Below are 26,831 nucleotides of genomic sequence, written 5' to 3' on the forward strand. Positions count from 1 at the left end.
GCGCTCGACACGAGGCCGCCGCCGCCGAACGGATAGGGCGGCGGGTCGAGATAGATCGAACTCGGCGCGGGATCGAACGGGATGAGCGCGCCGCTGAACGGCGCATAATTGCTCGTGAAGCGCCCGACGTCGGCCGCTTTCACCATGAAGCCCGTGCTTGTCATGCCGAGCGGGTCGAAGAGCCGCGCCTTCAGGAACGCATCGAACGCCTGCCCCGACACGACCTCGATCAGCCGCCCCATCAGGTCGAGGCCGATCGAATAGCTCCATTTCGTGCCGGGTTCATAGACGAGCGGCAGCGCGGCGAGCCGGTCGGCCATGACAGCAAGGCTGGGTGCGGGCGTCACCGGCGCAAAGCCCGGGATCGGCAGGCGGCTCGCCTGCCCGCCGACGATGCCGGCATCGTCATAGGCCTTTTTGATCGGGCCCTTCTGGACGATATTATAGCCGAGCCCCGCGGTGTGGGTGAGCAGGTGGCGCACCGTGATCGGCCCTTTCGCCGGGCGGACGTCGGTGATCGACCCGTCGGGCGTGTTTTGGACCTTCATGTTCGCGAACGCGGGCAGGAAGTCGGCGATCGGCTGGTCGAGCTTCATCTTGCCGTCTTCGATCAGCAGCATCGCGGCGATGCCGGTGACCGGCTTGGTCATCGAATAGAGGCGCCAGAGCGTGTCGGCGCCGACCGGCGTCCCCCGGTCGAGCGATTGCACCCCCGCGCCGAAAAAGTCGGCCGGCGCCTGCCCCTTGCCGATCGCGGCGAGCGCGCCGGCGAGCTCGCGGTGGTCGACGAAGCCTTTGATAAAGGCATCGGTCGCGGGATAGAGCGCCGAACCGTCGACTTTCCACGCGAGCGCGGCGCCCGGCAGCAGCGCGGCGGTTCCGCCCAGCGCCAGTCCGCCCAGCAGCGCCCGGCGCGAAACCATCATGTTCATGCGTCTCTCTCCAGCATCTTGTCGACCAGCTTGCGATAGAGCGTCGGTAGCCCCGCCGCGTCAAGGTCCGAGATCGGCCACCATTCGCCTTCCGCTGCGGCACCGGAGACTTCGGGGGGTGCTTCGCGGCGCGCCAGCCGCAGCGTCAGGTCGAAATGGGTGAAACCATGGTCGACGCTGACAATCCCCGACTCGGCCCATCCCGACTCAGGGGGGCGCTCATCGGTCCACTCGCCGCCGGGCAGCGCGCGCATCCCGCCGAGCATGCCCTTGTCGGGGCGGCGGACGAGCCAGACCCGGCCGCGCTCCTCGATCCAGTGCGCGAGGCCGTGGCGATGCGGCTTAGCCTTCTTGGGCGGCTTGACCGGCAGCCGTTCGATGTCCGGGCGGCCGCGCGCGCGGCAATCGGCCATCACCGGGCAAATCGCGCAGGCCGGGCCGCGCACAGTGCAGATGGTCGCACCGAGGTCCATCAGCGCCTGCGCGAAGTCGCCCGGTCGATCGGAGGAAACAAGCGGAGCCAGCGCCGCGCGAATCTCGCGCTTCGCCATCGGCAGCGGCGTTTCGATCAGCCGGTGGCGCGCGATCACCCGCTCGATATTGGCGTCGACGACAACTGCGCCGCGACCAAAGGCGATCGCCGCCACTGACGCGGCGGTATAATCGCCGATCCCGGGCAGCGCGCGCAACCCCGCCTCGCTGTCGGGAAAGCGCCCGCCATGATCGCGAACGACGGCGCGCGCGCAGGCGAGCAGGTTGCGCGCGCGCGCATAATAGCCGAGCCCCGCCCACGCCGCCATGACGTCGGCGTCATCGGCCGCCGCCAGATCGGCGACGGTCGGCCAGCGTTCGGTAAAGCGCGCGAAATAGCCCGCGACCGCGGCGACCGTCGTCTGCTGCAGCATGACTTCGGCCAGCCAGATGCGATATGGGTCGGGTTCGCCGCCGCTGTTCGGCGCGATGCGCCACGGCAGCACCCGCGCCGCGCGATCGTACCAGCCGAGCAGGCGGCCCGCGAAGTCGCCAACAATGTCGCCAATCATGCTGGAAGTCTGGACGCTCACCCCCTGCCTATGGCATGGCACCGGCTATGGCGAAAGACGCGGATGAGGATGGGCCGGCCAAAAAGGCAAAGCCGAAAGGCGCAGCGAAGGCGGGGGCGAAAACCGCCAAGCCACCCGCGCGCGTCTATGAACGCCCGCGCGGCGGCGAAGCGCGCATGATCTCCGACCTCGTCCCCGAAATCGGCCGTGCCGCCTTTCGCAAGTTCGGCTTTATCCAGAGCTCGGTCGTCAGCCGTTGGCGCGAGATTGTCGGCGATCGGCTCGCCGACGTCACCCAGCCCGCGATGATTCGCTTTCCCGCCGGGCAAAAGGCCGGCGGCACGCTGCACCTGACGATCAGCGGCGCGCACGCCCCGATGCTGCAGCATGTCGCGCCCGACATCGTCGAAGCGGTCAACCGCTTCTTCGGCTATGCCGCCGTCGCGCATGTGCGGATGACGCACGGGCAGGTCACCCCCGCCGCGCCCGTTCAGCCGCCGGCAATGCTGAAGCCCGTACCCGCCGAGCTGGGGGACAGTCTGCGCGACATCGGCGACCCGGAGCTTCGGACCGTGCTCGAACGCATGGCCGCCGGACTGGCCGCAGCGCCGAAACTCCCTCGCATAAGCTAAAGGAAAGACGGCCGACGATGTCCGCTTTTGACGACCCGCTTCTCGATCGCCGCGCGGCGGTGCTTGCGCTTTCGGGCGCCGCATTGACCTTGCTCGCCGCGACGCCAGCTAAACCCGTTGCCTGGTCACAAACGGTCACCACTAGCCCGATCGGCGCCCATGTCATCGGCAACCCCGCCGCAAAGGTGCGGCTGGTCGAATATTTCAGTTACACCTGCCACGTCTGCGCCGATTTCGCGAAGGCGAGCTCGCTGCCGCTGAAGGCACAATATGTCGATCGCGGGCTCATCCTGTTCGAATATCGCAACCTCGTGCGCGATCCCGTAGACATGACCGCGGCGCTGCTCGCGCGCTGCGGCGGTCCCAAGGCGTTCGCGGGCAATCATCAGGCGATCTTCGCCGCCTTCCCGACCTTTATGGCCAAGGTGACGAAAGCAACCGACGCGCAGAAAACGAACTGGTTCGAAGGCACCACCGGCGAGCGCGCGCGCAAGATAGCGACGGACACCGGCCTTGCGGCGCTGATGCGCGCGCGCGGCTATACCCAGGCGCAGCTCGACGCCGCGCTCGACAGCGAGGTCGCGCAGGCCGAACTGACCGGCATGACCAACATCGGCCGGGGCGCCGATCGCATCGGGGGCACGCCAAGCTTTTTCATCAACGGCCAAGGCGCCGAAGTCACCGCTTGGCCGGCGCTCAAATCGAAACTCGACCTCGCACTCAAAGCCTCGTAAAAGCGCCGCATTCCAGTATAGAAAGATCGATCATGACCCTGCTGCGTACTGTCCTCCTGACCTCGATGGGCGCGCTCGCCCTCGCCGCCTGCGGCGAAAGCAAGACCGACCCCGCCAAGGAACAGGATGTGGTCGCCAAGGTTGCGGCGCCCGCCGGCAAGAGCTGGTCGCAGGTCGTGCGCGTCGAAGGCGACGGCGTGGTGATGGGCAATCCCGACGCGCCGATCAAATTGGAAGAGTTCGGCGCCTTCACCTGCGGCCACTGCGCGCAGTTCGCCAAGGATTCGCACGAAGAGCTGAAGCGCGATTTTGTCGACACCGGCCGCGTGTCGTACAAGCTGACGCCGTTCATGCTCCACCCGGTCGACGCAATTTCGGGCGCGATCGTCAAATGCACCGGCCCCGACCGCTTCTTCCCGCTCGCCGACGCGACCTTCCTCGAGCATGAGGCGTTCATCGCGGGCGCGTCGAAGCCCCAGCCAGGGATCGAGGAAGCGATGAAACTGCCGCCCGCGCAGCGCTTTCTCGCGCTCGCCAAGGGCTGGGGCATCGATCAATTCTATCAGCAGCGCGGTGTCCCTGCCGCGACGATCCAGCAGTGCCTGAGCAAGGTCGAAAATGTCGAGGCGATCGAGAAAGGCACCAATGCGGGGGTCGAGAAATATCAGATCACCGGCACGCCGACCTTCGTCATCAACGGCCAGGTCGCCGAAGGCGTCGCCGCCTGGGGCCTGCTGCGCGACCGCCTGCGCACGATGGGCGCGCGCTGATCTTGCTTCGCCCTCTCCTTCAGGGGAGGGCAGCGAGACTTGGGAGCTTGCTGCCTATGTCGCAGCGGGTGGGGTCTATCGGCCTTGCGCTGCCTCGATAGCCCCTCCCCTTCAGGAGGGGCTATTTGCCTACCCCCTTGCGACTCCCCCGCCCGCGCGGCATGACAGCTTGCAGGGGGATATGTGACACCAAGGTTGCAACATCCGCGATTCGTTGAACTGCACGGGGCGTCCCCGTGCAGATAAAGCGGCTGCGCCTCACCGGTTTCAAATCCTTCGTCGAACCCACCGAACTGCGCATCGAACCCGGGCTGACCGGCGTCGTCGGCCCCAATGGCTGCGGCAAATCCAATTTGCTCGAGGCGATCCGCTGGGTGATGGGCGAATCCAGCGCCAAGTCGATGCGCGGCGGCGGGATGGAAGATGTCATCTTCGCCGGCACCTCGACGCGCCCGGCGCGCGATTTTGCCGAGGTCGCGCTGCATTGCGATACCGAAGGCGCGCTCGTCGCCGGCCTGTCGGATGGCGGCGACGGCGACGATCTGGAGGTCATTCGCCGCATAGAACGCGGCGCGGGGTCGGCCTATCGCGCCAACGGCCGCGATGTGCGCGCAAAAGACATCGCGCTGATCTTTGCCGACGCCGCGACCGGCGCGCACAGCCCGGCGCTCGTCAGCCAGGGCAAGATCGCCAACGTCATCGCCGCGAAACCGACCGACCGCCGCGCGATGCTCGAGGAAGCCGCGGGCATCGCCGGGCTGCATGTGCGTCGCAAGGACGCCGAGCAGAAGCTGCGCGCGACCGAAACCAACCTCACCCGCCTCTCCGAAATCGTCGCCGATATGGAGGTACGCGCCAATGCGTTGCGGCGGCAGGCGCGCGCCGCCGAACGCTACAAGAAGCTGAGCGACGAGATCCGCATCGCCGAGGGGCGGCTGATCTACGCGCGTTGGCGCGATGCCGCCGCCGCCGCCGATCAGGCGCGCCGCGATGCCGACGCCGCCGAAACAGCGGTCAAGACCGCGCAGGACGAACTCGAAACCGTCTCGAAAGCGCAGACCGAGGTCGCAACGCGCGTCGCCGCCGCGCGCGCCGACGCGCAGGCGCAGCGCGACGCGCTCGCCGAAGCGACCGCGACGCAGGTGCGGTTGCAGGGCGAGGAGCGCGCCGCGCTACAGCGGCTCGAGGATCTGGCGGCGCAGCAAGCACGGCTCGCGGGCGACCGCGAACGCGAGGGCGAATTCGCGCGCGAAGCCCATGCCGCGCTGACCGCGCTCGACACCGAAACCAAATCGCTGGCGCACGACATCGCCGGCCATGACGCGGGCAAGGCCGCGCTGTCCGACGCCAATCTCGCGGCGCAGACGCGGCTGCGCGACGCCGAAGTCGCGCTGGCGCAGGCCCGCGCCAAGGCGGCGAGCGAAGCCGCCGACCGGCGCATCGCGGTGTCGGCACGCGACAGCGCCGAGGCCGCCGTACGCCGCGTCGCCAATGACAAGGCGCGCGTCGACGCCGAAATCGCTGCGCTCGGCGACAGCGCCGCGCTCGCCGCGACGCACGCCGAAAGCGTGAAAGCCGCCGAAGCCGCCGAAGCCGCCATCGCCGCCGCCGAAGCCGCGCTGCACGAGGCCGAGGCCGACCGCGAGGCGGTCGCCGCCGACCTCACGGGCATCGAAGCGGGGCTCGCCGAAGCCCGCGCCGCGCTCGCCGCGCTCGACGGCGAGAGGGCGACGCTCGAACGCGCGCTCGCCGCGGCGCGGAGCGACGAAAGCCGCATCCTCGACCAGCTTCGTGTCGCGCCGGGTTATGAGGCCGCACTCGCCGCCGCGCTCGGCGACGATCTCGACGCGGGGACCGACACGGAGGCCGCGCGCAGCTGGATCGGCGCGGATACGGCGAAAAACGACCCCGCCCTCCCGTCCGGCACACGCCCGCTCGCCGAATTCGTCGAGGCGCCCACCGCGCTCGCGAGGCGTCTTGCACAGGTTGCCGTGGCCGATACCGACGCCGGGCAGCCGCTCGCGGTCGGCCAGCGCCTCGTCACGACCGACGGCGTGATGCGCCGCTGGGACGGCTTCGTCACGCGCGGCGACGGCGCGACCGCGACCGAACGGCTGCAACGCCAGAACCGCCTCGACGAACTCGCCGCACAGCGCCCGCAGGTCGAACTCGGCGTGCAGGATCTGCGCGACCGGCGCGATGCCGCCGCCGCAAAGGCGTCGGACCTGACCGCCGCCGCCGCCGCGGCGCGCAAGGCGCTGGCGCAGGCCGACGAAGCGCGGCGTAGCGCGCTGCGCGCCGCCGACCAGGCGCAAGCCGCGATCGACCGCCACCGCGATGCCGCCGCGCTGTTCGACCGCCGCCTCGCCGAAATCGCCGACGCGGCGAAAGAGGCGGCCGAGCAGCTTGCCGCGCAGGAAGCCGCACTCGCCGCGCTGCCCGACGACAGCATCGCGCGCGCCGCGCTCGAAGCCGAAGAGCAAGCCGCCGAACGAGCGCGCATCGATGCCGGCACCGCGCGCGACGCGCTGGCGGCGCACGAACGGACGCTCGCGGCGCTCAGCGAGCGGCAGGCGGTCGTCAGCGCCGAAATCAAGAGCTGGAAAGCGCGCGCGGGCGAAGCCGCGCGGCGGGTGACCGAGATGGACAAGCGCGCCGACGCGCTGGCGGCCGAGGCCGCGAAGCTCGCCGACCTCCCCGCGCGTCTCGCCGAACAACGCACCGCCGCCGAGGCGCAGCAAGCGGCGCTTCGCGAGAAGGTCGCCGCCGCCGAGGCGCAGGAGCGAGCCGCCGAAGCGGCATTGCGCGAGACCGAGACCGCGCTGGCGGCGATCCGCGAGCGTGTCGCCGCAGCGCGCGAAACGCGCGCCGGCGCCATCGCCCGCTCCGAAAATGCCGAGCTGCGGCGGATCGAGATGGGGCGCCTGTCGGGCGAACGTTTCGAATGCCCGCCCCCGCTTCTCCCGCAAAAGGCCGGGTTCGAAAGCGACACGGTAAGCGATGCGAACGCCGAATCGGCGCAGCATGAGCGGCTGATCGCCGATCGCGAGCGACTCGGCCCGGTCAATCTTGTCGCCGCCGACGAGCTCGCCGAACTCGATAGCGAGCGCGAAAAGAATGCGGCGGAGATCGAGGAGCTGGCACAGGCCGTCAACCGGCTGCGCGGATCGATCGGCAACCTCAACCGCGAAGGCCGCGTCCGGCTGCTCGCCGCCTTCGAGGCGGTGAACGGCCATTTCCAGCGGCTGTTTACCACCCTGTTCAACGGCGGCCAGGCGCATCTCGAGCTCGTCGATTCGGACGATCCGCTCGAAGCCGGCCTCGAAATCATGGCGCAGCCGCCGGGTAAGCGCCTCGGCACGCTCACCCTGCTGTCCGGCGGCGAACAGGCGCTGACCGCGGTCGCGCTGATCTTCGGCCTGTTCCTCACCAACCCCGCGCCGATCTGCGTCCTCGACGAAGTCGACGCGCCGCTCGACGACGCCAATATCGAGCGTTTCTGCGATCTCCTCGACCGGATGACGCGCGAGACCAACACACGCTACCTGATCGTCACCCACAATGCGGTGACGATGGCGCGCATGCACCGCCTGTTCGGGGTGACGATGATCGAAAAGGGAGTCAGCCGCCTCGTGTCGGTCGACCTCGGCGCCGCCGAAGAACTGCTCGCGGCGGAGTAGACGAAATCAAATAGGGACAGTCCCCATTTAACTAAGGCGCCATCCCCACCACCAGCATCGCGGCGAATACCAGCAGCCCCGCAAAGCGGTTGCTGCGGAATTTGGCGAGCGCGTCGGCGCCGTTGGCGGGGTCGAGCGTAACCAACTGCCCGGTCAAATGGAGTGCCGCGGGAAGCAAGGCGACAAACACCAGCGGATCGGGCCGGACCATCCACAGCGCGCCGCCCCAGCAGGCGAGCGCCGCCACATAGCAGACCGCGACGCCGCCGCGCACATGGCTGCCCATCGCCCGCGCGCTCGACTTCACGCCGATCAGCATGTCGTCCTCGATGTCCTGCAGCGCATAGATCGTATCATATCCGATCACCCACGCGATGCAGCCGGCATAAAGCAGAGGCAACGCGAGTCCTGCACTGCCGCCGACCGCGACCCAACCGACGAGCGCCCCCCAGCTGAACACGAGTCCCAGCCACGCCTGCGGCCACCAGGTGATGCGTTTCATGAAGGGGTAACCGGCGACGAGGAAGAGGCTCGCCAGCGCAACGATCTGCGCGGCGCGCGGCAACTGGAGCAGCACGAGCAGCCCGACCAGCGACAGGAGCGCCGCCCACAGCAGCGCACCCCGCACCGACACCGCGCCGCTCGCGACCGGGCGCGACGCGGTGCGCGCGACGCGTGCGTCGAGGTCGCGGTCGACGATGTCGTTATAGACGCAGCCCGCGCCGCGCATCGCGATCGCACCGAGCAGCATCCACCCGAACAGGGGCCAGTGGCTGATCGCCCCGCCGCCAAGCGCGAGTGCCCAGGCGCAGGGCCAATAGAGCAGCCACCAGCCGATCGGACGGTCGAACCGCGCGAGCAGCGCATAGGGCCGCGCCGCGGACGGCAGCAAAGCTATAAGACCACGAAGCTGGCTGTCGGGAGGATGGAGGGCAGTCATCGGCAGCGGCGGATGTAGCAGCCGCGGCGTCCGCGATAAATGCCTGATTGCGCGGCGCCGCGCGCCGCGATCAGGTGCAGAGCGAGGGGGTTGCCGCCGGCGCCGGATTAAAGATGCCGCTGTTGTTCTCGCCCTGCAGGTCGCGTCCCTCGCGGATGAGGAAGGCGGCCGTTTCGCGAATCCGCCTCGACTGGAACCATTTGCCCCAGAGCAGCGATTTATAGTCGTAGGTGACCTCGACGAGCATGATCGCGGTGCCGCTCGACGCGTTGACACCAACGCCGGGGAAGGTCGTTCCCGTGGCACCCGTGCCTTGCGGGCCATAGGCTGAATCGACGTCGAGATCGCCGTAACAGCGCTGCCAGTGAATCCATTGCCCGCCGTCGGGATTGCGTTCGACGCTCGACAGGATGACCCGGCCGTTCGCCTTGAAATTCATGCCCTTCGATTGTTCCTCGACACCGGCGAAGACCTCGTTGATGTCGATCTCGCGCACGCGCGGTTGCGACAAATTGCTGCCAAAGGCGATACGCGCCGCATTGTCCGCGGCGCTCAGGCCGATCTGGTTCACGCGCGTCCCCGACAGGAGCAGGTTCGCATATTCGATGCCGCCGCAGCCGATCAGCACGAGGATGGGGACGCAGAAGGCCACCTCGATCATGACCACCGCGTTCACATCGCGCGCCAGATGGGCGGCCGCGCGTGTCCGCCGGACGATCCGCGCGCAGGTTCGTTTCAAAAATTCGGTCATGAGCAGATCACCTGAGTCGTCGACGTCGCGGCGTTATACGGCTGGTTGCGCAGCACGGTGGTCGCGACGAGCGTGCTTTGGTCCGACTGGCCAAGAAACTTCCACACCGGCAGCACGCGCGCCATCTTGAGCGAGGCGGTATAGAGAACCACATCTTCGGCGCCGCCATTGCCCGTCCGACCGCGGTCGGCGTCCCAGTTGCTGTTGGCGTTGACGTCCTCGAAACACTCACCGTTATCGTACTGACCGTTGCTGTTCGCATCGGTAAAGGCTTCGGGATCGCCGACTTCGCCAAAGCTTTCATATGCCTTGCGGACAAAAGTGACCTCGCCTCGGGGAAAGACGTTCAGCACCTTGCGGCGCACTTCATTGTCGAGTGCGGCCTGGTTGAGCGCATAGCCTTCCAGCGTCGCGGCGCGCGCCGCGGCGTTGACCACGCCTTGCAACTCCAGCCTGGCATAATATTGCCACGAAAAATCCATGATCCCCAACACGATGATCAGGAACATCGGCGCTGTCAGCGCGAATTCGACGATCGCGTTGCCCCGCTGATCATGGCGCAGGCGGCGGAACATGGAGCGCCGTGTCATTGCGACAACCGCAGTTTGGAAATCTGCCGGGCGATCGCCTGGAAATTTTCGTTGAGCTGCGTCGCATTGTTCGCCTGATACGCCTTGCCCGGCGTCGCGCAGCTGTTGAGCTGGCTGTTCAGCGTCACGCCAAAGCCGACCACCCAGATGGTGATATTCTTGGCCTTTGCCCTTTCGCAAAGCTGCAGGAAGCGGTTGTTGTGGCGCGCCGCCAGGTCGCTGTCGCTGGTCCCGCCAACGCGCTTCATCAACCACTCATAGCCTTGGAACGACAAATTGCCCATGTTCGGCGCCATTTCGCCGTCGGTCATGAAGACGATGTGGCGGCTGATCGGACGCGTGTTCGGCGCGGTGGCATTCTCATCGGCGAACATGCCGTCGGGCGACAGCAGGCGCACGCCCCACACCATACCCGCGTCATGATAGGTGCCGCCGACGGGCTGGAGCGACTGGATATAGGTGTTGAAGCTTCCCCGGTCGCTGGTCGTCTGCGTCGTCAGCTTCATCGCCGCGACTGGACAGACGCCCCAGCCGTTCGACCAGTAGCGCGAATAATTCTGCCAGCTGCCGTTGGTGCTGCTGCTGCTCGAAACATTGCTGCTGCTGACGCTGACCGCCCCCGTCGTCGACGGCGTGGCGCCCGGACTGCTGGCACGCGGAAAGGCGATTTGCGGGATGAGCACTTTCCATTTCGTATCGTCGTCGCTGGTAGGCGCGCTGTCGACGTCCATGTCATGGGCATCGGCCGGGGCCGCCTGTGTCGACCCGAACGGTTCGGTGGCGCGCTCCATGACGCAGCCGCCCCACGTGTTCGACACGGTCGCGCCGGCGTCGCCGGTATCGGTTTCGATCGCCGATCCGCCCTTTGCCTGGCTGACATCGAAAACACGGTCCTGATAGGTATATTTATTGTCGAACGACTGGGTCGGGGTTTCGGTGACCGTGGTCGCATAGGTGCGCGTAAAGGTCGCAACGCGGCGCTGGAGGCGGCACCGGTCGTTCGACCAGCGGTAGCGATAGTTATAATAGGTATAGGTCTGGTTGGTGTCGTAAGTCGTAATGCGATTGCCATTGCCGTCGACATATTGCGCGGTCTGGTTCGAGTTGGGCGAACCGCTGGGCGTCGGCGACGTGTCGGCCGGCGCTTCGAGATTTTCGCAGCTCGTGCTGTCCTGCCCGTTGACCGTGCTGACGTTCGAATAATTGCCATAGGTCGTGTTGCCGTCGGTATATTCCGCCGACTGCTCGCTGGTCGCATTGCCCCAGGTCACCTTGAACACCGGCGTACGCGACGGCAGCAGCACATTGTCCGACAGCCAGGCCGGATTCTTGGCATAAAGGATCGCCCCGACATTCGCCGTCGAGCTGTATGGAACCACGCCGAAACGCAGGCGGCCATCGCCGACATCCGCCGTCGTCAGCGTGTCGAAAAAGTCCATCGTCGCACTTTTGAGCGCGGTGATGCGGTTGACCGAGTCGCCCGAATTGGTCTGCGCCATCGACCCGGTGACGTCGAGCACCATCATCACATCGGCATTGGAAATTTCGAGTTTCGCCGTGCAGTTGACCGCGAGGTCGAATTCCTGGAAGTTGAAGACCTGCATCAATGCGGTGGGCAGTTCGGCGGATGCCGTGCCCGAAACGCTCGATGTCCCCACCGCCGTCGACGCGAAAGTCACCCCGCTGCTGCCATAAGCGTTGCTGGTGAAGTTGAAGTTGAACATCTTGTTCGCTTCGGCCTTCGCCGCGTCGGTGTAGGTGGTGCCCGTCATCGCGCGGCGGCCGGCGAGCACGCCGGCGTCGCACGCCTGTTGCAGGCGCAGCTGCGCCATATAGGCGCGCCCAATGTCGATGCCCGACCCGAGAAGCCCGATGACTGGCAGGATCGCTGCCGCGGTCAGGAACATCGCGTTGCCGCGCTTGTCGCGCAAAAGCCTGTTGGCGCCCAGCCGCAGCCGGCCGAATACGGTCCCTCGCATGGTCTAACCCCTCTTGGTCCAGACACGCGGCCCACTACAGATGCGTGGCTGGCATCTCGCACTAGGGCGAAACTGCTTACCAAACTGCTAATCGCCGAAGCGGGGTTATGCGCCAAAAACGGCCATTTTGACCTGTATCGGGACAGTTCCTCGCGATGCAGGCAAGTGATGCGCAAAATATCCGATTCTGCTACCGGTCTGTCCCATGCCTGCAACACCCGCCTGGCCGCCCGCCAGCACGCCCCGCCTGTTTGTCGACCTGCCGCTCGGGCCCGATGCCGCGCCGATGATCGACGGGTCCGCCGCGCATTATGTGCTGGGCGTCATGCGGCTGAAGGCCGGCGATCCGATCCTGCTGTTCGACAATCGCAACGGCGAATGGCTGGGGATCGTCGACGAAGCAGCGAAGCGTTCGCTGACCGTTCGCATCGAGCGCCAGACCCGCGGCATCGAACAAGTTCCCGACCTCTGGCTCTGCTTTGCGCCGGTCAAGAAGGCGCGGCTCGACTGGATCATCGAGAAAGCGACCGAACTCGGCGTCGCGCGGCTGCAACCGGTGATTACCGAGCGGACGATCGTCGAACGCGTCAAGCGCGAGCGGATCGAGGCGCAGATTATCGAGGCGTGCGAGCAATGCGGGCGCACCGCGCTCCCGACGCTCGCCGAACCCGTCAAGCTGCCGCAGTTGCTCCGCGACTGGCCCGCCGGGCGCGCGCTGCTGTTCGCCGACGAGGCCGGCGGCGCGCCGCTGGCGGCTACCGACGCGCCGGCACCCGCCGCGATTCTCACCGGGCCCGAAGGCGGTTTTACGGAGCGCGAGCGAGCGATGCTGCTCGACACCCCCGCGGTCCGCCGCATCGCGCTCGGCCCACGTATCCTGCGCGCCGAAACCGCCGCGATCGCGGCGATCGGCCTGTGGATGGCACAGCATGGCGATTGGTCGGCGGGCGGCTGACTCCCGCCAAATCTGTCCCGGCGCCGCACACAATTGCTGCCAAGTCCCCGATTTTAACCCAATATTAGCTATGTGTCGGCAATAGCGGCGCCATGCAACGGCGGGACCAGAGCCGATATTGCTGGCATGGGGGCCAGTGTTTGCAGTCTGTGCGAGCATGTATCATGCTCGTTTGGCTGGCGTTGACGCTTGCCAGCAATCCCGCTGCCGCACAGACGACGACCACCTACAGCAACACGACGACCGGCACGATCAGCGAAACCGCGACCGCGTGCGCCAGCCCGATGGTGCGGGGTTTCACCGTCGCGGCCAACGCCCAGGTCACCGATGTGAATATCGGGGTCCAGCTCACGCACAGCTATCGCGGCGACCTTCGCGCGACGCTGGTTTCGCCGTCGGGCACCGTGGTCAACCTGATCACAAACGTCGGGACTTCGGCGGACAATCTGAATGTCCTGTTCGACGACAGCGCGGCGGCGAGCATCACGACGCACACGACGAACGACAGCACGGCCGCGGCGCCGCCCTATCAGCGCATTTTCCGCCCCGAGAGTTCGCTGGCGAGCCTCAATGGCCAGGGCTCGGCCGGAACCTGGCAGCTGACCATCTGCGACTCGCTCAACGGCGACAGCGGCGCCTTCACGCGCGCCGACCTGACGCTGACGACGGTGCCCATTACGCCTTATGCCGACCTGTCGCTGGACAAGTCGGTGAGCAACGCGGCGCCGGCGTTCGGGACCAGCATCAATTATATATTGAGCGTGACCAACGCGAGCGCATCGCCGCTGACGGCAACGGGCGTCACCGTACAGGACACGCTGCCCGCCGGTTTCTCCTTCACCTCGGCGTCGGGGTTCGGCAGCTATAACAGCACGACCGGTGTGTGGACGGTCGGCAGCATCCCGCCGGGAACGACGCGCACGCTGACGATCACCGGCACCGTCGCCGCAACATCGGGCGCAACCGTCACCAACAGCGCAGAGGTCAGCGCGTCGTCGGCGTTCGACATGGATTCGACCCCGGGCAATGGCGCAGCGGGCGAGGATGACTTCGATTCGGCCAGCTTTACCGTATCGGGATCGCGCACCGCGGGAACCCCGCCAACGCTCGTCTGCCCGGTCGGGACAACGGTTCACGACTGGGACAGCGCCGCCTGGGCGGCGGGCACAACCAGCGGCAATTATGCGCTGACCGCGATCGGCACGATGAATTTCAATATCGGCATCAGCGGCGGCGTGTTCCTGAACAACGCCACCTATGGCGGCCAGTCACCGACGCGCCAGAATGTCGTCACCGGCGGCTTTTCACCGACACAATATTCGATCTTCCAGATCGTCGACATGACCAGCCCGGCCGGCGCCGTCACGACGACGATGACGCTGCCGACCGCCGTACCGGGCGTGCAATTCCGCCTGTTCGATGTCGATTATGCCGCGGGCCAGTTCGCCGACCGGGTGACCGTGACGGGCAGCTTCAACGGATCGCCCGTATCACCGACGCTGACCAACGGGGTCAGCAACTATGTCATCGGCAACAGCGCCTATGGCGACGTCGCTTCGGCCGACAGCAGCGCGAACGGCAATGTCGTCGTCACTTTTGCCGCGCCGGTCGACACGATCGCCATCATCTATGGCAGCCACAGCCTCGCCCCGACCGATCCCGGCCAGCAGGGCATGGCGATCCACGACGTCAGCTTCTGCCGCCCGACCACCAATCTGACGATCGCCAAGACGAGCAGCGTCGTCAGCGATCCGGTGAACGGCACCACCAACCCCAAGGCGATCCCGGGCGCAAGGATGCGTTACTGCATCCTCGTCACCAACAACGGCAGCGGCACCGCGACCGGCATCAATGTCGCCGACGCGCTGCCCGCCGGCACGACCTTTGTCCCCGGCTCGCTGCGCAGCGGCACAAGCTGCGCGGGCGCGGCGACGGTCGAGGACGACGATGCCGCCGGCGCCGACGAGAGCGACCCGTTCGGCGCGGCGATCGGCGGCACGACGCTGTCGGCAGTGACGGCGACGCTCGCGCCAGTCGCGGCGATGGCGGTGACCTTCGACGCGACGGTCAACTAGGGCTCAGGCCCATTACTTACGGGTCCGATTGCATTCTGTACCGAACTGTCTAAATGCGCGACATGAGCACGCGAACCACCTCGGACAGCAACGATCCCATCGTCGAAAACCGCGACCAGCTCGCGGTCCCCATGATCAAGGGCGAGAAGCCCAAGGACCGCTGGCGCATCGGCACCGAGCACGAAAAATTCGTCTATCGCACCGCCGACCATCACGCGCCGGGCTATGACGAACCCGGCGGCATCCGCGACCTGCTCATGGCGCTCACCCGCTTCGGCTGGGAACCGGTGATCGAGGGCGGCAACGTCATCGCGCTCGCGGGCAGCGACGGCACCGTCAGCCTCGAACCTGCGGGACAATTGGAACTTTCCGGCGCCCCGCTCGAGAATCTCCACCAGACCTGCGCCGAAACCGGCCGCCATTTGAAGCAGGTGAAGGAAGTCGGCGCCGAACTCGGGCTCGGCTTCCTCGGCGTCGGCATGTGGCCCGACAAGACCCGCGCCGAACTGCCGATCATGCCCAAGGGGCGCTACAAGATCATGCTCGATCATATGCCGCGCGTCGGCAGCATGGGCCTCGACATGATGCTGCGCACCTGCACCGTCCAGACCAACCTCGATTACCAGAGCGAGGCCGACATGGTGCAGAAGTTCCGCGTTTCGCTCGCACTCCAGCCGTTCGCGACCGCGCTCTTCGCCAGTTCGCCCTTTACCGAGGGCAAGCCCAACGGCTTCATGTCGTACCGCAGCCATATCTGGACCGACACCGACCCCGCGCGCACCGGCATGCTGCCCTTCGTGTTCGAGGATGGCTTTGGGTATGAGCGCTACGTCGATTATATGCTCGACGTGCCGATGTACTTCGTCTTCCGCGACGGCAAATATATCGACGCCGCGGGGCAGAGCTTCCGCGATTTCCTGAAGGGCGAGCTGCCCGCACTCCCCGGCGAAAAGCCGCGGCTCTCCGACTGGAACGACCATCTCTCGACCGCCTTCCCCGAAGTGCGGCTGAAGAGTTTCCTCGAAATGCGCGGCGCCGACGGCGGCCCGTGGAACCGCATCTGCGCGCTCCCCGCGCTTTGGGTCGGCCTGCTCTACGACCAGGGCGCGCTCGACGCGGCGTGGGATCTCGTCAAAAACTGGAGCATCGAAGAGCAGCAGGCGCTGCGCGACGCGGTGCCCCGCGAAGGCCTCTGCGCCCCCGCGCCGGGCGGCGGCACCGTCGGCGAACTCGCGCACCGCGTGCTCGACATCGCGGCGGCGGGTCTCGCCGCGCGCGGCGAGGTCAATTCGATGGGCGACAATGAAGTCGGCTTCCTCGAACCCCTCCGCCGCATCGCCAAGAGCGGCAAGTCGCCCGCCCACGACCTGCTCGACCGCTACGAAGGGCCATGGGCCGGCGACCTGTCGAAAATCTACGACGAGCTGAGCTTCTGAGGCTGCCTTCGGCGCTGGATAAGCCGAAACCGATGTCCGCTATGGGGTAGGGAGCTGACCTAGCCCCATATCACGGTCATCCCGGCGAAGGCCGGGATGACGAGGGTTGGCCGTTAACCGCCTGCCTATGGCGCTACAAAGGTCAAGGTCGACACATGCGTGGTGCCGGCAACCGTCTTCCCCGAAAGAACGCGTTCGCCTTTGACCTCGTGCGTCGTCGACAGCAGGTAGCGGCCCTTGCCGCGCGCCGGGACGGTGACCACGCCCTTGTCGTCGGCGAGGTAGGACTTCGCCCAGCGATCGGGGTCGATGATCGTCAGCTTGGCGCCGGGGAGCGGATGGCCTTGCCAAAGGACCGCGAAGCTGTAGCCGCCCGCGGTCAGCGGCGCGATTTCCAGCTCGAGCGCGTGACGCGTCTCGGTGCGCCCGGCGCGGGCGTGGTACACGACGCCTTGCAGCTTGCCGTCCTCGCCGGCCCACGGCGCGAAAACATTGTCGTCGACCAGCCGGACGTCGCCCGGCGCGGAAACAGCCGCTTCGATATGATTGACGCGGCGGACGAGCGCGGCAGGGCGCTCGCGGCTCTCGGTGAACAGGACCGGGGCTTTCAGATTCGGAAATTCGGGATCGCCGCTTTCCGGGACCGCCTCGGCGGGCTCCCCCAGATAAATTCGCGCCGGAGAGGTGCCGTCGCGTTCGATCCACACCTCGTGCGCCGCGGCGGGCGCGGCAGCGGAACCCAGGACCAAAAGCGCGGCGAGCCATTTTTTCATGCGGATTTTCCTTTGCCGATAGATGAGCGGGCAATCATTGTGCCGCTACACGGGCGGTGAGACAGGTATGACCCTTGGCAAGCCGTGCGCGTTATTGCAAACGATTATTACTAGCGAAAATAGCGCCTCCGCCGATACCCGGCCCCGAAGGGGGAAACCGCCCGCGCGGGCGTTTGCCGCTCCCAAAAGTGCAGCAATTTCGCAACACTGCTGACACGAACGTCAGCGGGCATCGCTTCGGCGATTGATCGCGCGCGCCGGGAAAGCCAAAGAGCGACTGGTTTTTCGTACCTCTCCCATCGTCAACTCTGTTTCAGGAAGCTTGCCATGCGCCACTTTCCTTCCGCCACCGCTATAGCCTTTGCCCTCGCCGCCACGGGCTGGGCCGCCCCCGCCGCCGCGCAGGACGCCGCGCCCGCCGCCGAAGACAACGGCACGCTCGGCGAAATCATCGTCACCGCGCAGCGCCGCGAGGAAAATCTGCAGGACATCCCCGTCTCGGTCGACGTCGTCAGCGGCGCGAAGCTCGACGCGATCAACTCGGGCGGCGGCGATATTCGCGCTTTGGCTGGCCGCGTTCCCAGCCTCAACATCGAGTCGAGCTTCGGCCGCACCTTCCCGCGCTTCTACATCCGCGGGCTCGGCAACACCGATTTCGACCTCAACGCATCGCAGCCGGTCAGCCTCGTCTATGACGATGTCGTGCTCGAAAACCCGATTCTCAAAGGTTTCCCGATCTTCGACGTCGACCGCGTCGAAGTGCTGCGCGGGCCGCAGGGCACCTTGTTCGGCCGCAACACCCCCGCGGGCATCGTCAAGTTCGACAGCGTCCGCCCCGACCGCGACGGCGGCTATGTCAAGGCAAGCTATGGCCGCTTCAATTCGCTCAACCTCGAAGGCGCGGCGGGCGGGCATCTGTCCGACACCATCTCGGCGCGGCTTTCGGCGATGTACCAGCGCCGCAGCGACTGGGTCGACAATCTCGCGACCCCGGACAAGAACGACTTCGAAGGTTATGAGGATTTCGCGGTCCGCGGCCAGCTGCAGTTCGAGCCGACCGATGCGTTCAAGCTCCGCCTCACCGGCCAGTATCGCAATTTCGACGGCACCGCGCGCGTCTTCCGCGCCAACATCTTCCGCCCCGGCAGCAACGATCTGATCTTCTACCCCGGCGTCCAGAATCCGGGCCAGACCCCCGCCGCGCCGGTCGATTTCGATCGCAATGTCGTGCGCACCGACGGCATCAATTTCCAGAAGCTCGAGCTGTATAACGCCGCCGCGACGATGGAATATGACTTCGGCCCGGTCACGCTGACCTCGGTCACCGCCTATTGGAACGGCAATTACGACAGCCGCGGCGATATCGACGGCGGTTTCGGCGCGGCCTTCCTGCCGAATTCGGGGCCGGGGATCATCCCCTTCCCCGCGCAGTCGCAGGACACGGTGCCGAGCCTCGACCAGTTCAGCCAGGAAATCCGCATCGCCTCGAACGGCGGCGCGATCGATTATCAGGCGGGCCTCTTCTATTTCGACGAAGACATCGACATCGGGTCGATCAACTATGACAATCCGACCGACACGGTACCGAGCGTCGTCGCGATGCAGCGGCAGGAATCGCGCGCCTGGGGCGTGTTCGGGTCGGTCACCGTCCCCGTCACCGACCGGTTCAAGCTGACCGCCGGCGCGCGCTACAACAATGACAAGCGCGACATGGTGGTAAACCGCACCGGCTTCTTCGGCGCGATCGGCACCGGCACCGCGAGCGTCGACGACGAGAATCTGACCTGGGACCTCTCGGCGCGCTACGAAGCGTCGGACAGCGTCAACCTCTACGCCCGCGTCGCCAAAGGCTATCGCGCGCCGAGCATCCAGGGCCGCGCCTTGTTCGTCTTCACGCAGGTTCAGGACGCGATCAGCACCGCCGACTCCGAAACGATCATGTCGTACGAAGCCGGCATCAAGACCGAATTCGACCGCCGCGTGCGCTTCAACCTCTCGGGCTTCGTCTATGACCTCAAAAACGCGCAGCTCACCGCGGTCGGCGGCGCCAGCAACGCGGCGCGGCTGATCAATGTCGACAATGTCCATGGCTATGGTTTCGAGGCCGAACTCGACGCGCGCCCGATCGACAATATGACGCTCACTGCGGGCATCAGCTACAACAATGCCAGGATCGACGATCCGGGTGCCTTCATCACCGGCTGCGGCGGCGGCTGCACGGTCACCGATCCGGTTCGTCCCGGGTCGCCCGGCATCTATTCGATCGACGGCAACCAGCTGCCGCAGGCGCCCAAATGGTCGATCAACTGGACCGCGGGTTACGGCGTTCCGGTCGGCGACGGCGAAGTCTATGTCTTCACCGACTGGGCGTACCGGTCGAAGGTCAATTTCTTCCTCTATGAATCGGCCGAATTCAACGACGATCATATGCTCGAAGGCGGGCTGCGCGTCGGGTACCGCACCGACCGTTATGACATCGCCGCTTTCGCGCGCAACATCACCAATGATGTGTCGGCGGTCGGCGCGATCGACTTCAACAACCTGACCGGTTTCGTCAACGAACCCCGCATCTGGGGCGTCGAGGCGAGTTATAAATTCTAGGGACGGCTATCCGCGCGGGGTTCGCCCCGCGCGGGTTACGCCACCGGCCCGACGCGCTCGTCGGGTTCGAGGCGGATCAACGGGCGTTTGCGCCCCGTCAGCCGCGTGAACAGGCGCGGGACGAAGGCATTGTCCTGCGCCCAGTTCCAATAAGCGACATAGGCGGGATCGGCGAGGAGATGCTTCTCCTCGGTCTTCGCGCGCCAGTAATAAATGCCGCTGACGAGCCCGAGCAGCACGACGTTGCGCGCCCCCTCGACCCAGCCTCCCGAGACGGCGAGGAAGGGCAGCGAGCCGACCCACCAGCTCAGATTCTTTGACACATAGGCGGGATGCCGCGTGAACTTGTAGGGGCCATGCGTGATGACGCCGCGGTGGGTCAGGTTCGAAAAGCGGATACCGAACGCCATCGTCGCCCAGCTGTAGACGGCGGTGAGCAGCGCCAGCGCGGTGGCCCAGACGATCAGCAGGCCATTATGTCCCGCAAGCCAATACCCCCAGTCGGACCCGTTCACCTGATAGTCGAGCGGACCGCCGCTCATCAGGATGAAGGGCGGATAGCAGACCAGCGCCGCGACCCACGCCATGCCATAGGGGTTGGCGGTGCGGATATGCGCGTCGAGCGGCTTCAACGTCAGGATATAGCCGACGGTCGCGATATGGACGTCGATCAGATAAAGGAAATTGAGCGTCCAGATCCCGGTCATATAGGGGTTCGCGAGCACCTCGCTCATCGGCACCGTCACCAGCGCCGAGAAATTCCCCGGCACGATCGACAGCATGAAGGCGGTGAAAAACCCCTTCACCGCCCACGCCCGCAGGTGGTGGCCGATGGCCTTGGCATCGACGGGCTGGCCGGGCGCGATCAGCCAGCGGCCGAAAGCATAACAGCCGTCGCGCGGCTCGATCATGCGCCGGTCGAGCCACAGCATATAGGGCACCGACACGAGCAGCAGCCACGGCGCCACCCGTTCGAGCAAATCCATCGAAAAGGCATATTGGCCAAACCAGTAATAGCGCATCGTCGCATAGATCAGCGCGATCAGCCCCCACGTCGCCCAGAGGCCGGCGAGCTTGGTCAGGCTGATATCGACCGTCTCGCGCCACGGGCGGCGCTGCGCCCAATCGATTCCGGTCGATGGATTGCGGTGAACCTTGTCGACCAGCACCGACCACAGCACCATCGGGACGCCGCAGGCGAGCACGCTGGCGATCGCGGAGTTCGGGCCGCTCATCGGCCCGCGATTGCCCCAGTCAACGCCCAGGAATGCCGCAATTTCGGGTGCAAACCGGGCGATCAGCAAATAGCCGACGAGCCCCGCGAGTCCGACGATACCGACCCCCGCGCTGACCGCCGAACGCGGGCGCACACCCGCCGGCGCAGGCTGGTCGGTTGCCGCTTCACCGGCGCCGGATCGAGCAGTTTTGGCCATGATAATCACCCGCTTAGCCCTACCCAAAATTGGTAAGCAAGCCGTCAATATAAATGGCCGATTCGCGCGCCATTTCCTGCCAAAATGGCAGTATCCGCACCCATTGACACCGTTCACCGCGCGATGGTTTCGACTCAGCCCGAGTCGCCCTTCAAAGATTCGCGCCGCCACAATGCGCCTGCTAAAGCGCCCATCAATCGGGGCGGAGGGCTCCTATATATAACAAGATGGGGTCGCCACTTGTCTTCGAAATCAACGGGCCTGCGCGATTTGCGCCAGCGCTTTTCGGCGCTGTTTCAGGACCATGAAATCTTCGTTCGCACGCACGGACATGTTCGCTTCCTGCGTGTCAGCGCCGTCTGGCAAAAGCGCGTCGCGCTGATCGCCGGCGTCGTGCTGCTCGTCTGGGCGGGCGCCACGCTCACCGTACTTGTCAACCAGCTGCTCACCGCCGATGAGCGCGCGGCGGTCGCGGAGCAACAGGCGGCCGCCACGGCTTCCGAAGCGCGCATCGCCAAATATCGCGATCGCGTCGCCGAAACCGCCGCCGATCTTGAGGAGCGCCAGGCGCTGCTCGAAAATGTCGCCGAAACCCATTTCGGCATCCATCCCGAGGCCGTCGCCACCGAACCCGTCGCCAAGGGTGAAGCCGCGACGACGGTGCCGCTCAAGACGAGCGCGATCGACCCCAATTTGCCACCCGAAGCCCAGGCGCTCGCGCGGGTCGAGGCGCGACAGGAAAGCTTCGCGAGCCGCTTGCTCGCCGCGGTCAACGAACGCGCCGCCAATGCCGAGATGGCGGTCGCCAAGCTCGGACTCGATCCGAAAGCGCTCGTCCGCAGCGCCGCGACCGGTCGCGGTGGTCCGTTCATCCCCTATCAGGGCCGCATGGGCAAAGCGAAGGCGCTCGGCGCGTCGTTCGCCGCGCTCGAAGGCGCCTTGTTCCGCATGGAAGTGCTCGAACGCACGCTCGTCGCCGTCCCGTCGGGCAACCCCGCCGACGTGCTGATGATGTCGTCGGGTTTCGGCTATCGCAGCGACCCCTTCACCGGCGCGGGCGCGATGCACGCCGGTCTCGATTTCCGCGGACCCGTAGGCACCCCGATCCTTGCCGCCGCCCCCGGCCGCATCAGCTTCGTCGGGCAGAAGTCGGGTTACGGCAATGTCGTCGAGGTCGACCATGGCCAGGGCATCATGACCCGCTATGCCCACTTGTCGGGCTTTACGTCGAAGGTCGGCGCGCAGGTCGCCGCGGGCGAACAGATCGCCAAAATGGGCTCGACCGGGCGTTCGACCGGTAGCCACCTGCATTTCGAAGTCCGTCTGAACGGCGTCGCGGTCAACCCGCGCCGCTTCCTGGAGGCCAAAGCCGATGTTCTCGAAGTCAAAGACGATGCCCGACAGCGAGTCGGCGCCATCACTGCCAGTCGCGGTGCCCGCTAAGATGGCGACCGGCGCGCGCCACACGACCTTTTCGATCCTGGGCGCGGACGTCGTCGTCACCGGCAATGTTGCCGCCAGCGTCGACCTGCATGTCGATGGCAAGATCGACGGCGACCTGAAATGCGCCAATCTCGTCCAGGGCGAGGCGAGCGAGATCAAGGGCGCGGTCGCCGCCGAAACCGCGAAGATCGCCGGCCTGCTCGACGGATCGATCGAGGCGAAGACGCTGATCGTCCACGCAACCGCGCGGATCACCGGCGACGTGATCTATGAGACCATCACGATCGAAAATGGCGGCAAGGTCGAGGGTAAGCTGAGCCACCGCCGCCACGGCGCCGCCGCGGCCAAGGCCCCGCCGCCGCTCGAAGTCGTCGAGAACAAGGCGGTCGGCATCTGATCCGGGGGGCCGCTTTGCGCGGCCTTCAATTCGATACCGCAACCTCGCGACCCTGCGAACCTCCGGGCGCGTCATGGTGCCGCTGGACAACCACCTTGTTGCGCCCGCCGCGCTTCGCGTCGTAAAGCGCCTCGTCGGCAAGCCGGTATAGCTGCTGGAAATCGCAAGCGGGCCGCACCTCGGCGACGCCGACGCTGGCGGTGACCAACCTGTCGCCGACAACCTCGCTATGATCGCAGGCGGCGATTCCCCGCCGGATGCTTTCGGCGAAGCGGCCGAGGATGATCCCCTCCATCCCGATCGTCAGCAAACCGAATTCCTCACCGCCGAGCCGGGCAACGGTGCACATCGGTCCCTCCCAGCGCTCGATCCGGCGCGCGATGCCGCACAGCACCGCGTCACCCGCTTCATGGCCGTGAATGTCGTTGATCGACTTGAAGCGGTCGATGTCGACGAGCAACAGCGCGGCCGGAAGATTGTCGGCGCGCGCGTGTTCGAGGAGCGGCGTCACGCTATCGACGAAACCGCGGCGGTTGGGCAGGCCGGTCAGCGGATCGCGCCGCGCGAGTTGCTGCGCCTGTGCCTCGGCGGTGCGCGCATGATCGCGCTCGACGCGCAGATGTGCGAGCCGGCGCGTCGCCGCGGCGGCGAGCCACAGCGCCTGCCAGGTCGCGGCGACGAACACGAGCAGCTTCGATCCGCCGCCCCAGAAGCCGTCCTCGACATCGACGATATGGATGAAGGCGAGCATCGCCATCGGCAGGCCCCAGGCCGCGAGGAAATCGCGCGCCTCGACCGAACCGCGCCGCCACGCCCAGCCCAGATAAGCGGTGACGATCAGCAGGTCGGCGATGACCACCAGCCCCAATATGTCGGCGAGGGGTCCGAGGCTGCCGCTGCGTATCAGCGCGAGCGGGATACCGGCGATCCCGACCCCGAGACCAACGACGAGCGCCGCCCGCCTCAGCCGGTTCGGCACCGTGCCGCGATCGACCGCCGTCACCGCGCTTATCGTTGCCAAGGTGATGGCGAGACAGGCAAGGAACGTACAGATCTGCGTCGACACCGTCCCCGCCATTCCCGGGACGAGCGCGAGATGCACCTGCGACCAGAGGCTGCCCCAAAGCAACATCGTTCCCGACCAGGCGGCCTGCCACGCCAGATATTGGCGGCGCACCGCAAAGGCGAGCGAAAGGCTGTAGATGCAACTGACCAGCAACAATGTGAGCGCGGCGCCGACTGTCGCCGCCATGCCCGCCGACTGCATCCCGGCCTCGGCCTTCGGAATGAGTCTTGCGTGGAGGAGTTCGTGGCTCGCAAGCCCGTCGAACCGCATCGTCACCGCGGTCAGCGGCACGCCGCGGTCGGGCGCTTCGAACAATATCTGCCCGCCGGTGCGCCAATGCGACCCATAAGCGCCCGCGCGCACCTGCTGCCAGCGCGTCGTGCCGTCGACGTAGGAAAAGGCGACGGCGAGCCGGTCGAACCGCGACTGATGCACCATGAGCGCGACATCGCTGCGCTGCGCGCCGGGCCCATCGAGCGGGGCGCGAAGCCAGAGGCTTCCCCGTTGATAGCCCGACGGGGTTCCCGTGCAGGAGAAGCGACGCGCCGACAGACCGGCGTCGTTCACTTCCGCACCGCTCACCGAATGGCACAATGGTTGATTGACGTGGAGCGGCAGGGCTTTCGCCGGAGCGGCCCACAGGGCGAGCGCGAGGACGGCGAAGCCGAGCGCGAGCCGGCTGCACAGCTTTGCAAAAAGATCGCCCGCCGCAGTCATGCCGACCCTATCGCATCAATATGTTCGGAAATGTTTACCATCGCCAGAGAACCGCAGTTCAGCGCCGGTCGGGGCGACCGACCTGCATCCTGACTTCGATCCGGTCGCCAAGCCCGACCCGTTCGGATCTCTGGATCGCGACCTTGATCGGCAGCAGATAGGTTCCATCGCGGGGAAAGAGTGTGGTCGCAAATTCACTTTCGCCGACCTTCGCCACCACCGGCACGACGCCCCAACCATAGCTCTCGGTCATCGCGGCATAGCGGATGGCACCGACGTGCGCGTCCGGAATCGCGGCAAAGAGAAAGGGTGCGGGGCCGCGCCATTCGATGATCGCGGCTTCGAAGACGATCTCCTCCATCAGTTCCTCGGTGCCTGCCGCCGATAGCTCAGCGCCTCGGCGATATGGATGCGTCCGATGTCGAGCACGCCTGCCAGATCGGCGATCGTGCGCGCGACGCGCAGGATGCGCGTATAACCGCGCGCCGAGAGGCGCATCGCCTCCGCCGCCTGCGCGAGCAGCTTGCGGCCTGCTTCGTCGGGAGTGGCGACCGCTTCCAACAGCTCGCCGTCGATTTCGGCATTGGTCCGCGCCTTGTGGCCGGCATAGCGCGCGGTCTGGCGCTCGCGCGCCGCCGCGACGCGCGCCGCGACCTCGGCGCTGCCTTCGGCGGGGGGCGGCAGGACGAGATCGGCGGCGCTCACCGCCTGCACCTCGACATGCAGGTCGATGCGGTCGAGCAGCGGCCCCGAGAGCTTCGCCTGATAATCGGCGGCGCAGCGCGGCGCACGGCTGCACGCGAGCGACGCATCGCCGAGATGCCCGCAGCGGCACGGATTCATCGCCGCGATCAGCTGCACGCGCGCGGGGAAGGTCACATGCGCGTTGGCGCGCGCGACGCTGACCTCGCCCGTTTCGAGCGGCTGGCGGAGCGAATCGAGCACGCCGCGCTGGAATTCGGGAAGCTCGTCGAGGAAGAGCACGCCCAGATGCGCGAGGCTGACTTCACCCGGCCGCACCCGTAGCCCGCCGCCGACGAGCGCGGGCATCGACGCCGAATGATGCGGCGCGCGGAACGGCCGCGCGCGGACGAGCCGCCCGCCTTCGAGCTGCCCGGCGACCGAGGCGATCATCGACACCTCGAGCGCTTCGGCTGGGGTGAGGTCGGGCAGGATGCCGGGCATGCACGCCGCCATCAGCGACTTGCCCGCCCCCGGCGGCCCCGACATCATCAGATTGTGCGCGCCGGCGGCCGCAATTTCGAGCGCGCGCTTTGCGGTCTCCTGTCCTTTCACCTGGCTCAGGTCCACCGTTCGGACCGGCGCATCGACCTCGCCCGGCACCGGCGGCGCCAGGATCGCCATTCCCTTGAAATGATTGAGCAGCGACAGGAGATCGGGCGCGCCAAGCACCTCGACATTGCCCGCCCACGCCGCCTCGGGGCCCTGCGCGGCGGGACAGATCAGCCCGCGCTCGACGCTGCCCGCATGGATCGCGGCGAGCAGCACCCCCGGCGACGGCGCGACGCGCCCGTCGAGCCCGAGTTCGCCGACGACGACGTATGACGCCAGCGTTTCGGGATCGACCACCCCCATCGCGCCGAGCAGCGCGAGCGCGATCGGCAGGTCGTAGTGCGAGCCTTCCTTGGGCAGGTCGGCGGGCGAGAGATTGACGGTGATGACCTTGGGCGGGAGCGACAGGCCGATCGCGGCGATCGCGGCGCGCACCCGCTCACGGCTTTCGCCGACCGCCTTGTCGGGAAGGCCGACGACGACGAAGCGCGGCACCCCGGGCGTGACCTGGCACTGCACCTCGACCCCGCGCGCGTCGATGCCAAGATAGGCGACCGTAGATACGATGGCGACCATATTCCCCCCGGAACA

General features: G+C 66.6%; 21 protein-coding genes. 10 read left to right on the forward strand and 11 right to left on the reverse strand.

Going from position 1 to position 26,831, the window contains the following annotated elements:
- A partial coding sequence (locus V6M50_RS03465) for a serine hydrolase domain-containing protein (protein WP_332817152.1) occupies positions 1-932 on the reverse strand: 932 nt, incomplete at its 3' end.
- Positions 929-1,975, reverse strand: coding sequence for an A/G-specific adenine glycosylase (locus tag V6M50_RS03470; protein ID WP_332817232.1), 1,047 nt, complete (start codon positions 1,973-1,975; stop codon positions 929-931). The genes V6M50_RS03465 and V6M50_RS03470, both read right to left, overlap by 4 nt.
- A gap of 47 nt (positions 1,976-2,022) precedes the next feature.
- On the opposite strand from V6M50_RS03470, the gene V6M50_RS03475 reads away from it, so the two are divergent.
- The 4 genes from V6M50_RS03475 (at position 2,023) to smc (ending at position 7,791) form a co-directional block, all read left to right on the forward strand.
- Entirely contained in the window at positions 2,023-2,607 is a 585-nt protein-coding gene (locus V6M50_RS03475; RefSeq protein WP_332817153.1) for a DUF721 domain-containing protein, read from the forward strand.
- A 17-nt stretch (positions 2,608-2,624) separates the two neighbouring features.
- The gene (locus V6M50_RS03480; RefSeq protein WP_332817154.1) at positions 2,625-3,341 is read left to right on the forward strand and encodes a thioredoxin domain-containing protein; all 717 of its coding nucleotides are present in this window, start codon (positions 2,625-2,627) and stop codon (positions 3,339-3,341) included.
- Positions 3,342-3,373: 32 nt separating this feature from the next.
- A complete protein-coding gene (locus V6M50_RS03485; protein WP_332817155.1) occupies positions 3,374-4,111 on the forward strand; it encodes a thioredoxin domain-containing protein in 738 nt (245 codons plus the stop codon).
- A gap of 236 nt (positions 4,112-4,347) precedes the next feature.
- On the forward strand, positions 4,348-7,791 hold the full coding sequence (gene smc, locus V6M50_RS03490; RefSeq protein ID WP_332817156.1) for a chromosome segregation protein SMC: 3,444 nt from the start codon (positions 4,348-4,350) through the stop codon (positions 7,789-7,791).
- Between the two features lie 31 nt (positions 7,792-7,822).
- Here smc and ubiA read toward each other — a convergent pair whose 3' ends face one another.
- The 4 genes from ubiA to V6M50_RS03510 form a co-directional block, all read right to left on the reverse strand.
- Positions 7,823-8,731, reverse strand: coding sequence for a 4-hydroxybenzoate octaprenyltransferase (gene ubiA / locus V6M50_RS03495; RefSeq protein ID WP_332817157.1), 909 nt, complete (start codon positions 8,729-8,731; stop codon positions 7,823-7,825).
- Between the two features lie 70 nt (positions 8,732-8,801).
- On the reverse strand, positions 8,802-9,482 hold the full coding sequence (locus V6M50_RS03500; protein WP_332817158.1) for a TadE/TadG family type IV pilus assembly protein: 681 nt from the start codon (positions 9,480-9,482) through the stop codon (positions 8,802-8,804).
- Positions 9,479-10,072, reverse strand: coding sequence for a TadE/TadG family type IV pilus assembly protein (locus V6M50_RS03505; RefSeq protein WP_332817159.1), 594 nt, complete (start codon positions 10,070-10,072; stop codon positions 9,479-9,481). Before V6M50_RS03505 ends, V6M50_RS03500 begins: the two co-directional genes overlap by 4 nt.
- Entirely contained in the window at positions 10,069-12,051 is a 1,983-nt protein-coding gene (locus V6M50_RS03510) for a TadE/TadG family type IV pilus assembly protein (protein WP_332817160.1), read from the reverse strand. Before V6M50_RS03510 ends, V6M50_RS03505 begins: the two co-directional genes overlap by 4 nt.
- Before the next feature lie 205 nt (positions 12,052-12,256).
- Here V6M50_RS03510 and V6M50_RS03515 point away from each other — a divergent pair, with 205 nt between their 5' ends.
- From V6M50_RS03515 to V6M50_RS03525, 3 genes are all read left to right on the forward strand, one after another.
- Complete coding sequence (locus tag V6M50_RS03515) at positions 12,257-13,006, forward strand: 16S rRNA (uracil(1498)-N(3))-methyltransferase (RefSeq protein WP_332817161.1); 750 nt, start codon at positions 12,257-12,259, stop codon at positions 13,004-13,006.
- 164 nt (positions 13,007-13,170) lie between these two features.
- Positions 13,171-15,081: a proprotein convertase P-domain-containing protein gene (locus tag V6M50_RS03520; protein ID WP_332817162.1), complete on the forward strand. Its 1,911-nt coding sequence runs from the start codon at positions 13,171-13,173 to the stop codon at positions 15,079-15,081.
- 62 nt (positions 15,082-15,143) lie between these two features.
- The gene (locus V6M50_RS03525) at positions 15,144-16,517 is read left to right on the forward strand and encodes a glutamate--cysteine ligase (RefSeq protein ID WP_332817163.1); all 1,374 of its coding nucleotides are present in this window, start codon (positions 15,144-15,146) and stop codon (positions 16,515-16,517) included.
- Between the two features lie 125 nt (positions 16,518-16,642).
- On the opposite strand, the gene V6M50_RS03530 is transcribed toward V6M50_RS03525, so the two are convergent.
- A complete protein-coding gene (locus V6M50_RS03530) occupies positions 16,643-17,290 on the reverse strand; it encodes a DUF4198 domain-containing protein (protein WP_332817164.1) in 648 nt (215 codons plus the stop codon).
- A gap of 327 nt (positions 17,291-17,617) precedes the next feature.
- Here V6M50_RS03530 and V6M50_RS03535 point away from each other — a divergent pair, with 327 nt between their 5' ends.
- Complete coding sequence (locus V6M50_RS03535; RefSeq protein ID WP_332817165.1) at positions 17,618-19,891, forward strand: TonB-dependent receptor; 2,274 nt, start codon at positions 17,618-17,620, stop codon at positions 19,889-19,891.
- A gap of 35 nt (positions 19,892-19,926) precedes the next feature.
- Here V6M50_RS03535 and V6M50_RS03540 read toward each other — a convergent pair whose 3' ends face one another.
- Entirely contained in the window at positions 19,927-21,333 is a 1,407-nt protein-coding gene (locus V6M50_RS03540; protein ID WP_332817166.1) for a methyltransferase family protein, read from the reverse strand.
- 231 nt (positions 21,334-21,564) lie between these two features.
- On the opposite strand from V6M50_RS03540, the gene V6M50_RS03545 reads away from it, so the two are divergent.
- Together V6M50_RS03545 and V6M50_RS03550 are read left to right on the forward strand one after the other, a co-directional pair.
- The gene (locus V6M50_RS03545; RefSeq protein ID WP_332817167.1) at positions 21,565-22,767 is read left to right on the forward strand and encodes a M23 family metallopeptidase; all 1,203 of its coding nucleotides are present in this window, start codon (positions 21,565-21,567) and stop codon (positions 22,765-22,767) included.
- 1 nt (position 22,768) lies between these two features.
- The gene (locus V6M50_RS03550; RefSeq protein ID WP_332817168.1) at positions 22,769-23,164 is read left to right on the forward strand and encodes a bactofilin family protein; all 396 of its coding nucleotides are present in this window, start codon (positions 22,769-22,771) and stop codon (positions 23,162-23,164) included.
- Between the two features lie 25 nt (positions 23,165-23,189).
- Here V6M50_RS03550 and V6M50_RS03555 read toward each other — a convergent pair whose 3' ends face one another.
- The 3 genes from V6M50_RS03555 to V6M50_RS03565 are packed head-to-tail and all read right to left on the reverse strand — an operon-like array spanning position 23,190 to position 26,816.
- On the reverse strand, positions 23,190-24,947 hold the full coding sequence (locus V6M50_RS03555) for a sensor domain-containing diguanylate cyclase (protein ID WP_332817169.1): 1,758 nt from the start codon (positions 24,945-24,947) through the stop codon (positions 23,190-23,192).
- Positions 24,948-25,005: 58 nt separating this feature from the next.
- Entirely contained in the window at positions 25,006-25,308 is a 303-nt protein-coding gene (locus tag V6M50_RS03560; protein WP_332817170.1) for a DUF1905 domain-containing protein, read from the reverse strand.
- Positions 25,308-26,816, reverse strand: a complete 1,509-nt coding sequence (locus tag V6M50_RS03565; protein WP_332817171.1) for a YifB family Mg chelatase-like AAA ATPase — start codon at positions 26,814-26,816, stop codon at positions 25,308-25,310. Before V6M50_RS03565 ends, V6M50_RS03560 begins: the two co-directional genes overlap by 1 nt.
- Positions 26,817-26,831: the final 15 nt, after the last annotated feature.

The organism is Sphingopyxis sp. (assembly GCF_036675685.1).
Classification (GTDB): domain Bacteria; phylum Pseudomonadota; class Alphaproteobacteria; order Sphingomonadales; family Sphingomonadaceae; genus Sphingopyxis.